This is a genomic window from Mycobacterium sp. 4D054, assembly GCF_052245755.1.
Lineage (GTDB): Bacteria > Actinomycetota > Actinomycetes > Mycobacteriales > Mycobacteriaceae > Mycobacterium.
The window spans coordinates 52155-66963 of the sequence record NZ_JBQQCF010000032.1; the positions used below are offsets into that span (position 1 = coordinate 52155).

The window sequence follows — 14809 nt, forward strand, 5'->3', positions numbered from 1 at the left end:
CTCAGTCCTGATCCACATCGATGGCGGCCGGCGCCTCGGGGGCGGACGCGCCGTTGAGTTTCATGAAACGCGGCTCTTCGCTGAGGGTTTCGCTGATGTCGTCGATCACGTCGACGTCGGGAAGCAGAGGTGCGATGTCGGGCAGGTCGGTCAGCGACGTCAGCCCGAGCCGCTCGAGGAACAGCTCGGTGGTGGCGAACGTCGCCGCCCCGGAATCGGCGTCGGTGCCTGCCTCGGTGATCAGGCCGCGGGCCAGCAGGGTGCGCATGACCGCGTCGACGTTGACGCCGCGGACCGCGCTGACCCGGGCGCGGGTGACCGGTTGCCGGTAGGCCACCACCGCCAGGGTCTCGAGTGCGGCGCGGGTCAGCCGGGACCGCGCACCGTCGAGGAGCAGTTTCTCGACGTAGGGGGCGTACTTCGAGCGCGTGTACATCCGCCATCCGCCCGCCGCCTCCCGCAGGTCGATGCCGCTGTCGCGGGCGGCCAGCGCGGCCGCGAGCTGCTGCAGCCGCTCGGCCACGCGCGTCGACGGCTGCTCGGTGACGCCGGCAAGTGTGTCCACTGTCACCGGGGTGTCGACGACCAGGAGCAGCGCTTCGAGCACCGAGTCCAGCTCGTCGTCGTCCAATTCGGCGGCCGGAACCTCGTCGCTCTCGTCGGTCGCGTCTGTTCCGGGGTCGACATCGGTTACCGCCTCAGGCGCAGTACCGGTCGAAATGTCGTCTGTCATAGTCTTTTCTATTCCGCGTCAGCGGTCGCCAACTGTTGGCTGCTCGGCCGCTCTCCGGTCCATGAGATCTGGAGCACGCCAAGCGCCTCTGGCTGCTCGAATGTTACCGCCCGCGCCCGGTACAACTCGAGGAGCGCGAGGAACCGTCCGACGATTTCCATCGGTACCTGGCAGTCGGAGACCAGTTCGGAGAACGAGGCCCACTGGCCGATCCCCCGCTGTTCGAGCAGCGCGATCAGGTTGGCGGCCTGTTCGGGCACAGAGACCGACACCTGGTGCAGATGGTCGGTGCCGACCGTCGGAACGGGGCGGGGCGTGAACGCCGCCGCCGCGATCTCGGAGAAACGGGCGGCGTCGACGCCCAGCATCACCTCGGGCAACAGGTCGGAGTAGCGGTCCTCCAGCGACACCGCGCGCGGGTAGCTGCGCAGCGCCGCGCTCTCCAGCTCGGCGAACATCTGCGCGACGTGCTTGAACGCCCGGTACTGCAGCAGCCTCGCGAACAGCAGGTCGCGCACCTCGAGCAGAGCCAGGTCCTCCTCGTCGTGGATCTCGCCGGCGGGCAGCAGCCGGGCCGCCTTCAGGTCGAGCAGCGTCGCGGCGACCACCAGGAACGAGGTGGTCTCGTCGAGGCCCAGCTGCGGTCCGATCTCCTTGGTGTAGGCGATGAACTCGTCGGTCACCTTGTGCAGCGCCACCTCGGTGACGTCGAGCCGGTGGCCGAAAATGAGTTGCAGCAGCAGGTCGAACGGGCCCTCGAAATTGCTCAGGCGAACCTGGAAACCGGCCTGGGTCTTCGCGTCGGTGGGCTCCTGCGGGGTCCTTGTCTCGCTCACGCGCCGAACCGGTGGATGACCTCACGCGCGAGCGCTCGATATGCCTCTGCACCAGCAGATTTCGGTGCCCACGTGGTGATAGGCTCGCCGGCCACACTGGTCTCCGGGAAGCGCACGGTGCGGGTGACGACGGTGTCGAACACCAGATCGCCGAACCGCTCCACCACGCGGGCCATCACCTCCCGCGAGTTCACGGTGCGGGGGTCGTAGCGGGTGATCAGGATCCCGCTGATCGACAGCTTCGGGTTGAGCCGGTCGTGCACCTTGTCGACAGTGTCGGTCAGCAGCGCCAGCCCGCGCAGCGAGAAGAACTCGCACTCGGTGGGGATGATCACGCCGTCGCTGCACGCCAGCCCGTTGACGGTCAGCAGACCCAGCGAGGGCTGGCAGTCGATCAGCACGTAGTCATAGCGGTCCAGCACCGGATACAGCGCGCGGGCCAGGGTCTGCTCCCGGCCCACCTCGTTGACGAGCTGGATCTCAGCCGCCGACAGGTCGATGTTGCTCGGTACCAGATCCAGGCCCGACACCCGGGTCTTGATCAACACCTCATCGATCGACACCCTCGGCTCGACCAGCAGGTTGTGCACGGTGTGCTCGAGCTCGTAGTGCGGCACGCCCAGGCCGGCTGACAGCGCGCCCTGCGGGTCGAGGTCGACCAGGAGCACCCGCCGCCCGTACTCGGCGAGGCTGGCCCCCAGGTTGATCGTCGACGTGGTCTTGCCGACTCCGCCCTTCTGGTTGCACATCGCGATGACCTTGGCCGGTCCGTGCGACGTGCGGGCCGCCGGTTCGGGGATCTGCCGCGGGAGGCGGCCGGTCAGACCTGGGGCCGGTTCGGGATCCGGGGCCAGCGGGGCCCCAGGTGCGTCCACGGGACCGCCCGTCGGGTCGGTCATGCCGGACCTTCGCTGGTCAGGCAACCTGCAGGCATGGCGGACATCCGGGCAAGTTTAACGGGGAGCGACGAATCGGTGAGGCAGACCCGCAGGCAACCTCGGATCTGTCGCCTAATCTGACCGCATGAACGCGCTACAGCGGTGGGCGCGGCTGGCCCGGGGCATGCCGTCGTTCGTGCGCACCGGCCAGATCGGCGACGGCCGCGAGAACGCCTGCGCGGCCTATGTCGAGGCCCACGCCCCACATGGCGACGTCGATGCGGCGCTCGCCGCGATCGACACCTTCGCCCGACGCGAGGCGATGCTGGTCAACATCGGTGACGAGAAAGGCGTACTGCTCGACGCCGCGGTGCACCGGGCCGCGCCGACTCTGGTGCTCGAATTGGGCACATACTGCGGCTACAGCGCTCTGCGCATCGCGCGCGCTGCGCCGTCGGCGCGCGTGCTGTCAGTCGAGTTCTCGGCCGCCAACGCCGAGGTCGCGCGGCGGATCTGGGCCCACGCCGGGGTGGCCGACCGCGTCACCTGCGTGGTGGGCACCCTCGGCGACGGCGGGCGCACCCTCGACGCGCTCGCCGGCGAGCACGGGGTCTCCCCCGGCAGCGTGGACCTGTTGTTCATCGACCACGACAAGAAGGCGTATCTAGCGGACCTGCTCAGCGTCGAGCAGCGCGGGTGGCTGCACCGAGGCTCGATCGTGGTCGCCGACAACGTGCGCATCCCCGGCGCCCCCGGCTACCGCCGCCACATGCGCGATCATCAGGGCACCCGCTGGAACACCGTGGAACACAAGACCCATGTCGAGTACCAGACGCTGCTTCCCGACCTGGTGCTGGAGTCGGAGTACCTCGGCGCCTGACCGGCGCCGGCCGCTACCGCGCCCGGGGGTGGGCGCCGGCCCACACCTCGCGCAGCGCATTAACGGTGACCATGGTGTAAATCTGCGTGGTGGTCACCGACGCGTGCCCGAGCAGTTCCTGCACGACGCGGACGTCGGCGCCGCCGTCGAGCAGATGGGTGGCGAAGGAGTGGCGCAGCACGTGCGGGGACACCGTCGCGGTGATGCCCGCGCGTTCGGCGGCGTCCTGCAGCACCTGCCACGCGCTCTGCCGGGACAACCGCCCGCCGCGGGCGTTGAGGAAGATCGCGGGGGTGCCGCGGCCGCGCCGCGCCAGGTCGGGCCGGGCACGCACCAGGTAGGCGTCCAGCGCGCCGACCGCGGGCCGCCCGATCGGGATCAGCCGTTGTTTCCCGCCTTTGCCGCGCAGCAGCACCGACCGGGCCTCGGTGTCGACGTCGTCGACATCGAGGCCGACCGCCTCGGAGATGCGGGCGCCGGTGGAGTACAGCAGCTCCAGCAGCGCCCGGTTGCGCAGGGTCAGGGGGCCGTCGGCGTCGCTGTCACCGCCGGCGGCCTCCAGCAGGGCCAGCACCTCGTCGATGCTCAGGCTCTTGGGCAGCCGGCGACCGGGCGTCGGCGGCTTCACCTCGCGGGCGACGTCGACCGTGGTGATGCCTTCGGCGGCGGCGAACCGGTGCAGGCCGCGGACCGCGATCACGGCGCGGGCCGCCGACACCGCCGACAGTGGCACCACCCCGTTGTCGGGATCGCCGCGGCGCAGCGACACCAGGAAGTCGGTGACGTCGGCCTCGGTCACGCCGGCCAGGTCGGTGACCCCGCGCGACGCGAGGTGCTCGGCGTAGCGCCGCAGGTCGCGACGGTAGGAGCTCAGGGTGTTCGCGGCCACCCCGCGCTCGATCGCGAGGTGGTCCAGGTAGCCCTGGAACTGATCGTCGAGCGCCGCCGGCTCCACCCCGGTGGTCATGGATGCCCCATCCGGCGGGCGAACGCCCGGGGCCGGTCCACCCACGGGGCGTCAACCGGCCGCAGCACCGAGGGGTCCGGCATCGTGTGCGCGGCGAGGATGCCGGCCACCGAGATCGAGTTGACGATGTCCCCGGAGAACACCCTGGCCACCGCGTCGGCGAGAGGAACCCGCTCCAGGGTCAGGTCGGCTTCCTCGTCGTGGGCCTGCGGCCGGTCGACGTCGCTGAGGCCGGTGGCCAGGAACACCCGCACGCTCTCGTCGCAGAACCCGGGCGCCGAATCGAGGTCAACGAGGGTGCGCCAGGTCTGCGCCGCCTGGCCGGCTTCCTCGGCGAGCTCCCGCGCCGCGGTCTCGTGCGGCGGCTCGCCGCCGAAGTCGAGCAGCCCGGCGGGCAGTTCCCAGAGCCGGCGCCCGAACGGATGCCGGTACTGCTGTATCAGCGTGATACGGCCGTCGTCGTCGAGCGCCACGACCGCGACCGCACCGAAGTGCTCGACGACCTCGCGCCGTGCGGTGCCGCCGCCGGGCATGCGCACCTCGTCGGCGCGCAACGCCAGGATCTTCCCGACGTAGATCGTCTCCGAAGAGACCGTGGTGAACTCGTGACGCCCGCGCTCACCCTCAGCCACGAGCCGGGGTGTCCTCGAGAGCGTGCTCGGCGCCGTTGGGCCGCAGTTCGTGCTCGGGAATCTCCGGCATCTCCACCGGCAGGCGCTCGGCGTTCTTGTAGTCCAGCGACGCGCCCACGAACGCGTCGAACAGCGGATGCGGACGGGTGGGACGGCTCTTGAGCTCCGGGTGGGCCTGGGTGCCGACGAGGAACGGGTGCACCTCGGGCGGGTACTCGACGAACTCGACGAGGTGGCCGTCCGGTGAGGTGCCCGAGAAGCGGAGCCCGCTCTCGGCGATCCGGTCCCGGTAGGCGTTGTTCACCTCGTAGCGGTGCCGGTGCCGCTCCGACACCTCGGTCGCTCCATAGGCTTGCGCGACAATCGAATCCGGCTCCAGAACGGCGGGGTAGGCGCCCAGCCGCATGGTGCCGCCGAGGTCGGCGTCCCCGGCGACCGCGTCGCGCTGATCGGCCATCGTCGAGATCACCGGATCGGGTGTGGCCGGGTCGAACTCCGCGGAGTTCGCCTCGGTCAGCCCGACCGAGCGGGCCGCTTCGATGACGATGCACTGCAGACCCAGGCACAGGCCCAGCACCGGCAGGCCGCGCTTGCGCGCATACCGGATGGCCCCGATCTTGCCTTCGATGCCGCGGATGCCGAACCCGCCAGGGATCAGCACACCGTCGACATCGGCCAGTGCCACCGCGGCCGCGGCGTCGGTCTCGCAGTCGTCGGAGGCGATCCACTGCATCTCGACCTTCGCGTGGTGGGCGAACCCACCGGCGCGAATCGCCTCGGCGACCGACAGGTAGGCGTCGGACAGATCGATGTATTTGCCCACCAACGCGATTCGCACGGTCTCGCGGGGCTCGTGCACGCGACGCAGCAGGTCGTTCCACTGGGTCCAGTCCACGTCGCGGAACGGCAGGTTCAGCCGCCGCACCACGTACGCGTCGAGTTCCTCGCGGTGCAGGACCTTCGGGATGTCGTAGATCGACGGGGCGTCCGGGGTGGAGATGACGCCGTCGATGTCGACGTCGCACATCAACGCGATCTTGTTCTTGAGCGGCTCGGGCACGTCGCGGTCACAGCGCAGGATCAGCGCGTCCGGCGTGATGCCGATGCTGCGCAGCGCGGCCACCGAGTGCTGCGTCGGTTTGGTCTTGAGCTCACCGGACGGCGCCATGAACGGAACCAGCGAGCAGTGCAGGAAGAAGCAGTTCTCCCGGCCGACCTCGTGGCGGACCTGGCGGGCCGCCTCGAGGAACGGCAGCGACTCGATGTCGCCGACGGTGCCGCCGATCTCGGTGATGATCACATCCGGCCGGTTGCCCTCGTTGTCGGTGGCGTCCATGGCCAGGATGCGGCGTTTGATCTCGTCGGTGATGTGCGGGATCACCTGGACGGTGTCGCCGAGGTACTCGCCGCGGCGTTCCTTGGCGATGACCGTCGAATAGACCTGTCCGGTGGTCACATTGGCCGACCCGGACAGATCACGGTCCAGGAAGCGCTCGTAGTGGCCGACGTCGAGGTCGGTCTCCGCGCCGTCCTCGGTGACGAACACCTCACCGTGCTGGAACGGGTTCATCGTCCCCGGGTCGACGTTCAGATAAGGGTCGAGCTTCTGCATGGTCACCTGCAGCCCCCGCGCGGTCAGCAACTGGCCCAGGCTGGACGCCGTGAGACCTTTGCCGAGGGAGGACACCACGCCACCGGTCACGAAGAGGTGCTTGGTGGCCGTTTGCGGGTGCTTGCGTAACGCTGGCAAGAACTACCTCCGTGATGACCGGGCAGGGCTTGTTTCGCTGGGTTCGCACCCGGTTTGGGGCCTGCCGACCCACGGAACCCCACCCTAACACCGACCGGGACGCGTTGTTGTTGACGCGCCGGGCTACTGCGCGACGGTGACCGAGGTCGCTCCCGGCCCGATCCCGAACTGGTCCGGGCGACCGCCGTTGATCAACACGCCCAGCGCGAGCACCGAGGTGATCCGGCCGGATTCGCTGTCGATGTCGTCGACGGTGCTGACGGCGTTCTTCATCGCCGCATCGGCCCTGGTCACTGCGACCGCGGAGGTACCGGTGGCCGACCCGTCACGGCCGACGAGCACAGTTCCCGAACCGTGTGGCGCGAGTCCCGCGGCGAACCGTGCGACGGTCGCGCCCTGATTACCGGCGTCCTCGCCGAGAGCGCCGCCGGTGACCACGAGCGCGGTGTCGGCGGCGCCGATGCGTTCGGTGCCGTAGGTCACGAAGCCGGTGTCGCGCAGCGCGGCCAGCACGGTGGCGCGCTGATCGTCGTTCACGGGCGGCTTCTTCGGATCGCGGTCGATCAGCAGCGAGATACCGAGCAGATCGCCGGCTTGGGATCCCTGGTCTACGGTGGTCGTGCTCAGCTGGGCTCCGGCCGGGACGATCGGCGAGTTGACCACCGACAGCAGCTTCTCCGCCGAGTTCGCGTCGACGAACTGCTGCGTCAGGCCGACGGTGCCGGCGAGCGTGCCGCCGGCCTGAGAGATCAGCCGGGCCAGCCCGTCGATGTCGTTGTCGGCGGCGTCGGGGGTGCGGAAGATCACCACCGATTTCCGGGCCAGGGTGTCACGCAGGATCCGCGGCGCCACCTGGGCGTCGAAATCGCCTGCAGCCTTGAGCTTCTCGTTGAGGGCGTTGCGGTCACCGGTCAACGTGTCGATCTGCTGCTGCATCTCCTGCTTGTCGTCGCGCAGGCCGGACAGCACCGTGTTGGACAGCAGCCCCGACCCCAGGGCCACGCCGATGGCCAGCGCCAGGAAGACGGCGGCCAACGAAATGGCGTGCGAACGCAGCGAGATCACCGTTGCTCCCCTACGACACCAGACCCTGGACCCAGAGCAGGAACTGATTCCAGTACTGGGACACCCACTCGATCACTGCGGCGTCGGCGCGAGACACCCACAGCGCCGCGATCACCGCGATCAGCATGGCCAACACCAGCAGCGCGACGGCGCCGCCGGAGACGCGGCTGCGGTACAGGGTGGCGACGGCCTTGGCGTCGACGAGCTTCTCGCCCACCTTCATCCGGGTCAGGAACGTCGACGGGTTGCTCTGCTGGCGGGTGCGGTCGAAGAACTCCTCGATGCTCGCCGTGTGGCCCACCGTGACGATCAAGGACGCGCCGTGGTGGTCACACAGGAGCAGGGCCAGGTCGGCGGCCGATCCCGCGGCGGGAAACGTCATCGCGCCCACGCCGAGGTCCTGGATCCGCTCAAGACCGGCGGCATGGCCGTCGGCGTCGGCGGGCAGTACCACCTGGGCGCCGCAGCGCAGCACCTCGGTGCTGATCTTGTCGGGGTCGCCGACGATCAGTGCCGGCCGGTAGCCGGCCTTGCGCAGGATGTCGGCGCCGGAACCGACCCCGACCAGCACCGGCTGATACTCCTTGATGAACGGTTTGAGCGCCTTGAGGTCGGCGGCCGCGTTCTCCTCCTCGGCGACGATCACCACATGCCTGCGGTTGAGGTCCACGTCGATGTCGGGTATGCCGATCCCGTCGATCAGCAGCGGGCTCTCGCTGCGGATGAACTCGATGGTGTTGCCCGCGAACGCCTCGAGGTGGGCCACCAGCCCGCCCTTGGCCTCCTGCATCAGTTCGTGGATGTCGGCGTCGGTGCGCTCGGTGCCCAGGACCAGCCGGCGGTCGCCGGAATACACACCGCCCTCGTTGAGCCGGATGCGGGCGCCGTCCTTGACCTTCTTGAACACCTCAGGGCCGGTGCTGTCGATCAGCGTGATGCCGTTGGCGACCAGGACCTCGGGCCCGAGGTTGGGATAGCGGCCCGAGATCGACGCGGACGCGTTGACCACTGCGGTGACGCCGGCATCGACCAGTGCGTCGGCGGTGACGCGGTCCAGGTCGAGGGCGTCGATGACGACGATGTCGCCGGGGGTCACCCGTCTGAGGAGTCGATCGATGTCGCGGTCCACGCGGGCAGTGCCGGTGATACCTGGCCGTGAGCTGGCATTACGGGACAGCAGCGCTGACATCTTCATGGGTGGATTCTGTGCGGCGACGACCGGAATCCGTTGGAGGCGCGCCGTAACACCAGCCTCACAAGTTGTCTTCTGTCACACGAGTAACAGGGCGCCGAACCTGTCAGCCGGTGGCGGCGCGCTCGCCCCGGGCGGCATCCAGCAGCTCGCGCGCGTGCGCGCGGCCGCTGTCGGACTCCCCCAGCCCGGCCAGCATCCTGGCCAGTTCGGCCACACGGTCGTCCTCGTCGAGGCGCCGCACTCCGCTGGATTTCGCCTTGGGCTTGCCGGCGGCGCCCCCGGCGACCCCTTCGACGACGAGGTGCACGTCGGCGTAGGCGGCGACCTGCGGCAGGTGTGTGACGACGATGACCTGGTGGGTGCGCGCCAGCCGGGCCAGCCGTCGCCCGATCTGCACGGCGGCTCGTCCGCCCACGCCGGCGTCGACCTCGTCGAAAACCATGGTGGTGCCCTCGCTCGACGCGGACAGCACGACTTCCAGGGCCAACATCACCCGGGACAGCTCACCGCCCGAGGCACTCTTGTTCAGCGGGAGCAGGTCGGAGCCGCCGTGCGCGGCGAACCCGAACTCGACGGCGTCGACTCCGTCGCGGCCGGCGTGCACGGTGACCCCCGACGGCAGGGGCAGCGGGGCGGTGTCGTCGGCGCGTGCCGGCAGCGGGCTCACCGAGATCACGAACTGGGCGCCGGCCATCGCCAGGCCGGCCAGTTCGGTGGTGACCGCCTTGGACAAGCCCTTGGCGGCCTTGGCCCTGACCTTGGTCAGGTCCTGCGCCGTGGCGATCACCTTGGCCTGCAGCTCGTCGACCCGACGTTCCAGCCCGGCCAGTGCTTCCTCGGACACGTCGAGCTGGGCGAGCCGGTCGCGGGCCTCGCGGGCCCAATCGAGCACACCGTCGACGTCGGCGGCGTACTTGCGCGTCAACGTGCGCAGCTCCGCCTGGCGCGCCAACTTGGTTTCCAGAGTGCTTGTGTCCGTTGGCAATTCGTCCAGATAATGCCCGAGCTCGCCGGATACGTCGACCAGCACCGTCAGCGCGGTGCCGAGCTGCTCGGCCAGCGTCTTGAGCGGGACGTCATCGGTGCCTTCCAGCGCCGAGCGCGCCTGCCCCACCGCGTGGGCGGCGGAGAAGCCGTCGTCACCCTCCCCGGACAGCGCCGCCCTGGCGGTCTGCACGGCATCGCGCAACGCGTCGAGCTCGGAAAGCCGGCGGATGTCGGCAACCAGTCCCTCGTCCTCCCCGGGCTGCGGGTCGATGACCTCGATCTCGTTCAGCGCGAACTGCAGGCGGTCGGCTTCCTGCGCCATCTCGCGGGCCCGCCGCCGGCGGTCGTCGAGGTCGCGCCGGGCTTCCAGCCAGACGTCGCGGGCCGTGCGGTAGCGCTGCAGCGAAGCGCTCACCTCGGCGTACCGGTCGAGGGCGGCGCGTTGCTCGTCCGGCCGCATCAACCGCAGCTGGTCGTTCTGTCCGTGCAGGGTGAGCAGTTCGTTGGTGAAGCCGCTCAAGGATCGAGCCGGGACACTGCGGCCCCCCAGATAGGCCCGCGACGGTCCGTCCCGGCTCACGGAGCGGGCGGCGATGATGCTCCCGTCGTCGTCGCGTTCGGCGCCGCAGGAGTCCAGGATCTCGTCGACCTGCCCGGCGACCTCCGCGCCCAGCTCGACCGTCGTGAACCGGCCCTCGACGACGGCGCGCTCGGCGCCCGAACGCACCTTGGTCGCGTCGGCGCGGGCACCCCCGAGCAGGTGCAGGCCGGTGACCACCATGGTCTTGCCGGCACCGGTCTCGCCGGTCAGCACGGTCAGTCCGCCGTCGAACTCCGCGGTGGCGGCGTTGATCGCACCGAGTGCCTCGATTCGGATTTCTGCTAGCACTACTGTCCGCGCCACCCCGTGACCGGAAGCCGGAACTTGCGTACCAGCCGATCGGTGAACGGCGCGCTGTCCAGCCGCACCCACTTCAGCGGTGTGGCGCACCGGGTCACCTCCAGGCGGCCACCGGCAGGCACGACCATGTCCCGCCGGCCGTCGCAGAACACCAGCGCGTCGTGACCGCTGGCTTCGATCTCGATCGCGATCAACGCATCGGGGCTGGTCACCATCGGGCGGGCGAACAGCGCATGCGCATTGTTCGGCACCACCAGGATCGCCTCCAGGTCCGGCCACAGCACCGGGCCGCCCGCCGAGAACGCGTACGCCGTGGACCCGGTCGGGGTCGACACCAGCACCCCGTCGCAACCGAACGACGACACCGGGCGTCCGTCCACCTCCAGGAGCGCACCGAGCACGCCCAGCCGCGTCCCCTTCTCCAGGCTTGCCTCGTTGAGTGCCCACCCGCGGTCGATCAGCCGGCCTTCGGCGCGCACGGCGACGTCAAGGGTCATCCGGTGCTCGACCCGGTAGTCGCGCCGGATGATGTGGTCGAGCACCTTGTCGATGGCCTCGGCCTCGGCTTCTGCCAGGAAGCCGATCTTGCCGAGGTTCACCCCGAGCACCGGGATCTCGACGTTGCGGGCCAGTTCGGCGGCGCGCAGGAAGGTGCCGTCGCCGCCGAGCACCAGCACCAGCTCGCATCCTTCGGCGGCCCTCTCGTCCGCGTCGACGACCTCGATCTCCACGCCGAGCGCCCGCATGTCGTCGGGAGCCAGGTGGATGGGTCCGCGATCGACCGCTTCGGCGGACAATGCACGCAAGGCGATGCCGTTGTCGGACAACACTTTTTCGACCCGCCGGGCCACCTCGGTCACTTCCTCACGACCGGTGTGCAAGACCAGCAGGATGGTGCGTTCGCTCATTGCGGCCCCTCCTCGACCGCGCGACGTACCGCGGCCTCCAGCTCGTCGCCCTGCAGGGAGTGCTCACCGCGGGTGCGCAGGTCCAGGAAGTACTCGACGTTACCCGCCGGGCCGGGCAGTGGACTGGCGGTGACGGCCACGGCATGCCAGTTCAGTTCCGCGGCACGCCGGGCCACCGAGAGCACCGCGTCGGCGCGGAGCAACGGATCGGACACCACGCCGCCGCCACCGACCCGTTCCTTGCCGACCTCGAATTGAGGTTTCACCATAGGAACGATATCGGCGTCCGGTGACGCGCAGGTCGTCAGTGCGGGCAGCACCGTCGCCAGCGAGATGAACGACAGGTCTGCGACGACCAGATCGACGGATCCGCCGATCGCCTCCGGGGTGAGTTCGCGGACGTTGGTGCGCTCCATCACCGTCACCCTCGGGTCGGTGCGCAGCGACCAGGCCAGTTGGCCGTAGCCGACGTCGACGGCGATCACCTCGCGGGCCTGGCGGTGCAGCAGCACCTCGGTGAAGCCGCCGGTCGAGGCCCCGGCGTCCAGGCAGCGGCGGTTCTCGACGGACAATCCGAACGCGTCGAGCGCGCCGATGAGTTTGTGGGCGCCCCGCGACACCCAGGAGTCGGCGTCGCCGCCCTCGACGGTCAGATGCGCGGTCACCGACACCGCGGTGGCGGGCTTGGCCGCGGGCATACCGTCCACCCGGACCCGGCCGGCGCCGATCAGCTCGGCCGCCTGCTGGCGCGAGCGGGCCAGCCCTCGTCGAACCAGTTCGGCGTCAACACGTGCGCGACGCGCCACGCGGGTCAGCCCTTCTCGACGGATTCCAGCGCGCGCACCAGCAGATCGTGCGCCTGCTCGAGGCGCGCCGCGACGGAGTCCAGGTCAGCCGCCGACACATCGATCGGCTCACCCAGCAGTTCGGTCACCTGGGTGCGGATCTGGTCGGGATCGTTGGTCATAGCGGTGTTCACGCTAGTCGATGCGAGCGGACAGCAGCGTCCACCGCTGCACGGCCTGTCGGGACGCGTCGTCGGCCGCGCGGACCGGACGGCGTTCGATTCCCGCCTCCCACACCGCCGCGGCGAGGGCACGCACCGCGGACAGCGGGTCGCCCGGGTCTGACCCGGTGGCGCTCAGCGTGACCGCCGTGGCGTCGACGTCGACCCGCCAGCCCGGATGCGGCGCGACGCGCAACGTGTCGGCCTGACCGACGGCCAGCGCCCGGAGGTCTTCGGCCAGGTAGGTCGGACGCTGCTCGCTACTCGCCCAGATGGCGTCGTCGGCAGAGTTGACCCCGCACAGCACCATCAGGCTGGGCAGCTGCGCTGCGTTGGCGCCGGCGATGTCGGTGTCGAGCCGATCCCCGACCACCAGCGGGCGCTCGAACTCGCCGCGGGCCAGCGCATCCTGCATCAACGCGGGCGCCGGTTTCCCGGCCACCTGCGGATCCCGGTCGGTGGCGGTGCGCAGCGCGGCCACCATCGAACCGTTCCCGGGCAGCAGACCGCGTTCCGAGGGCAGCGTCTTGTCGACGTTGGCGGCGATCCACAGCGCTCCGGCCCGGATCGCGAGCGCCGCCTCGGCCAGGGCCGGCCACGCGGTGTCCGGCGAATGGCCCTGCACCACCGCGACCGGGCCGTCCGCGAAGGCGCGGACCGGGGTCAGCCCCGCGCCGGCGACCTCCCCGGCCAACGCGTCGGTCCCGACCACGAGGACCTTGGCGGCGGGCGGGAGTTGGTCGGCCAGCAACCGCGCCGCGCTCTGGGCGCTGGTGACGACGTCGTCGGCGGCGGCCGCGAAACCCAGCTCACGCAGGTGCGCGGCGACCTGTTCGGCGTCGCGGGAGGCGTTGTTCGTCACGAACAGCACGCGAGGGTCGATCGCAGCCAGCGTGTCGACCGCCCCCGGGGTGGGTGCGTCGCCGCGGAACACCGTGCCGTCGAGGTCGAGCAGCAGACAATCATGCTGCTGCACAAGGGCGCTCACGTCAGGACAGCTCCGTGACACGTTCTTCGGCGTCGGTGACACCGTCGACGTCGGCGGCTGCGGCATGCAGGAACCACTGCAGCGCCTCGTCGTTGCGGCCGAGCTCCAGCAGGGTGTCGGCGTAGGCGTAGAACAGACGCGCAGCTGTCTGGCCGCTGCGGTCCGGATCGAGGGTCGGGGTCGACAGCACGGCGAGCGCCTGTTCGTGTTGGCCCAGATCCGATCGCGCACCCGCCACGACAATGCGCAGCTCGTCGGCGTCGTCTCCGGTCAGCGCCGCGGCCTCCGGTGACCGGGCGAGTTCGATGGCGCGTTCAGGACGTCCGACACCACGCTCGCAATCCGCGATCAACGCCAACAGCGGTGAGCGACTTCCCATTCGGCGCGCCGCCCGCAGTTCTGCGAGTGCCTGGGCCCAGTCGCCGCACTGATAGGCCGCGATACCGACGGCCTCGCGGACCGCCGCGATCCTTCCCGACCGAGCACGCGCGGCGCGGGCATGCGCCAACGCCGCTTCGGGGTCCTCCTCGAGCAGCTCGCCGGCGGCGACCAGGTGCCGGGCCACCACGTCGGCGGTGCTGCGGTCGAGGGTGGTCAGTTCTCCGCGGATCTCGGGGGCGAGCTGTCGAGCTTCGATCTCCTTGGGGATCGGCGGACCGCTGGCACGATCGTCACTCTCGGGGCGGGGCTGGGCGGCGCGCGCCCGGTTCGGACCCGAGGTGCGCGGCGCCCCCGAGCGCTGATCGCGCCGCGGACGCTGCCGGTTGTCGTTCGAGCTGCGGCTGGGTCGACGATCGCCGCGGCCGCCCTGATTGTCTTGGGGCACGTCGAAAAGGATACGGGCCGGCTCTGCAGCCACATAATCTGCGTTTCAGAAATGGCTGCGATAAAAGAATGGAAATGGCGGTGTCCAGAAATGGAAATCGCCCCCCACGCAATTGTGGGGGGCGATTCCTAATTTGTGTTCGGCGGTGTCCTACTTTTCCACCCGTGTGGGTAGTATCATCGGCGCTGGCAGGCTTAGCTTCCGGGTTCGGGATGGGACCGGGCGTTTCCCTGCCGCTATGGACCGCCGTAACTGTA

Annotated in this window: 15 protein-coding genes and 1 rRNA gene; 1 reads left to right on the forward strand and 15 read right to left on the reverse strand. The window is 70.0% G+C overall.

Translation table 11 applies throughout. The annotated features are described in order from the left end of the window. Position 1: 1 nt before the first annotated feature. Genes scpB through ACTWP6_RS21055 form a run of 3 tightly spaced genes read right to left on the reverse strand, consistent with a single transcriptional unit; the run spans position 2 to position 2468 of the window. Positions 2–733, reverse strand: a complete 732-nt coding sequence (gene scpB / locus ACTWP6_RS21045; protein WP_260752452.1) for an SMC-Scp complex subunit ScpB — start codon at positions 731–733, stop codon at positions 2–4. A gap of 8 nt (positions 734–741) precedes the next feature. Further along, positions 742–1569, reverse strand: coding sequence for a segregation/condensation protein A (locus ACTWP6_RS21050; RefSeq protein WP_260752450.1), 828 nt, complete (start codon positions 1567–1569; stop codon positions 742–744). After that, entirely contained in the window at positions 1566–2468 is a 903-nt protein-coding gene (locus ACTWP6_RS21055; protein ID WP_260752449.1) for a ParA family protein, read from the reverse strand. Before ACTWP6_RS21055 ends, ACTWP6_RS21050 begins: the two co-directional genes overlap by 4 nt. 124 nt (positions 2469–2592) lie before the next feature. Here ACTWP6_RS21055 and ACTWP6_RS21060 point away from each other — a divergent pair, with 124 nt between their 5' ends. Next, on the forward strand, positions 2593–3327 hold the full coding sequence (locus tag ACTWP6_RS21060) for an O-methyltransferase (protein ID WP_260752448.1): 735 nt from the start codon (positions 2593–2595) through the stop codon (positions 3325–3327). Positions 3328–3340: 13 nt separating this feature from the next. On the opposite strand, the gene xerD is transcribed toward ACTWP6_RS21060, so the two are convergent. The 12 genes from xerD to rrf form a co-directional block, all read right to left on the reverse strand. Continuing rightward, entirely contained in the window at positions 3341–4294 is a 954-nt protein-coding gene (gene xerD / locus ACTWP6_RS21065) for a site-specific tyrosine recombinase XerD (protein ID WP_396884544.1), read from the reverse strand. Further along, on the reverse strand, positions 4291–4926 hold the full coding sequence (locus ACTWP6_RS21070) for an NUDIX domain-containing protein (RefSeq protein ID WP_260752447.1): 636 nt from the start codon (positions 4924–4926) through the stop codon (positions 4291–4293). The genes xerD and ACTWP6_RS21070 overlap by 4 nt, the downstream gene beginning before the upstream one ends. Next, a complete protein-coding gene (locus ACTWP6_RS21075) occupies positions 4919–6676 on the reverse strand; it encodes a CTP synthase (RefSeq protein ID WP_260752446.1) in 1758 nt (585 codons plus the stop codon). Before ACTWP6_RS21075 ends, ACTWP6_RS21070 begins: the two co-directional genes overlap by 8 nt. Before the next feature lie 123 nt (positions 6677–6799). After that, complete coding sequence (locus ACTWP6_RS21080; RefSeq protein ID WP_260752444.1) at positions 6800–7741, reverse strand: copper transporter; 942 nt, start codon at positions 7739–7741, stop codon at positions 6800–6802. Between the two features lie 10 nt (positions 7742–7751). Continuing rightward, positions 7752–8936 (reverse strand): putative cytokinetic ring protein SteA, encoded by a 1185-nt coding sequence (gene steA, locus ACTWP6_RS21085; RefSeq protein ID WP_260752443.1) that lies wholly within the window; start codon positions 8934–8936, stop codon positions 7752–7754. A 103-nt stretch (positions 8937–9039) separates the two neighbouring features. After that, positions 9040–10812: a DNA repair protein RecN gene (recN, locus tag ACTWP6_RS21090; protein ID WP_443188684.1), complete on the reverse strand. Its 1773-nt coding sequence runs from the start codon at positions 10810–10812 to the stop codon at positions 9040–9042. After that, a complete protein-coding gene (locus tag ACTWP6_RS21095; RefSeq protein ID WP_260752436.1) occupies positions 10812–11732 on the reverse strand; it encodes an NAD kinase in 921 nt (306 codons plus the stop codon). The genes recN and ACTWP6_RS21095 overlap by 1 nt, the downstream gene beginning before the upstream one ends. Next, the gene (locus tag ACTWP6_RS21100; protein WP_260752434.1) at positions 11729–12538 is read right to left on the reverse strand and encodes a TlyA family RNA methyltransferase; all 810 of its coding nucleotides are present in this window, start codon (positions 12536–12538) and stop codon (positions 11729–11731) included. The genes ACTWP6_RS21095 and ACTWP6_RS21100 overlap by 4 nt, the downstream gene beginning before the upstream one ends. 5 nt (positions 12539–12543) lie before the next feature. Next, entirely contained in the window at positions 12544–12699 is a 156-nt protein-coding gene (locus ACTWP6_RS21105; protein ID WP_443188685.1) for a hypothetical protein, read from the reverse strand. A gap of 13 nt (positions 12700–12712) precedes the next feature. Further along, positions 12713–13726, reverse strand: coding sequence for an HAD-IIA family hydrolase (locus tag ACTWP6_RS21110; protein ID WP_260752431.1), 1014 nt, complete (start codon positions 13724–13726; stop codon positions 12713–12715). A gap of 1 nt (position 13727) precedes the next feature. Beyond that, the gene (locus ACTWP6_RS21115) at positions 13728–14552 is read right to left on the reverse strand and encodes a tetratricopeptide repeat protein (protein ID WP_260752428.1); all 825 of its coding nucleotides are present in this window, start codon (positions 14550–14552) and stop codon (positions 13728–13730) included. Positions 14553–14689: 137 nt separating this feature from the next. Then, positions 14690–14803: ribosomal RNA gene (gene rrf / locus ACTWP6_RS21120) — 5S ribosomal RNA — on the reverse strand. Between the last annotated feature and the right edge of the window lie 6 nt (positions 14804–14809).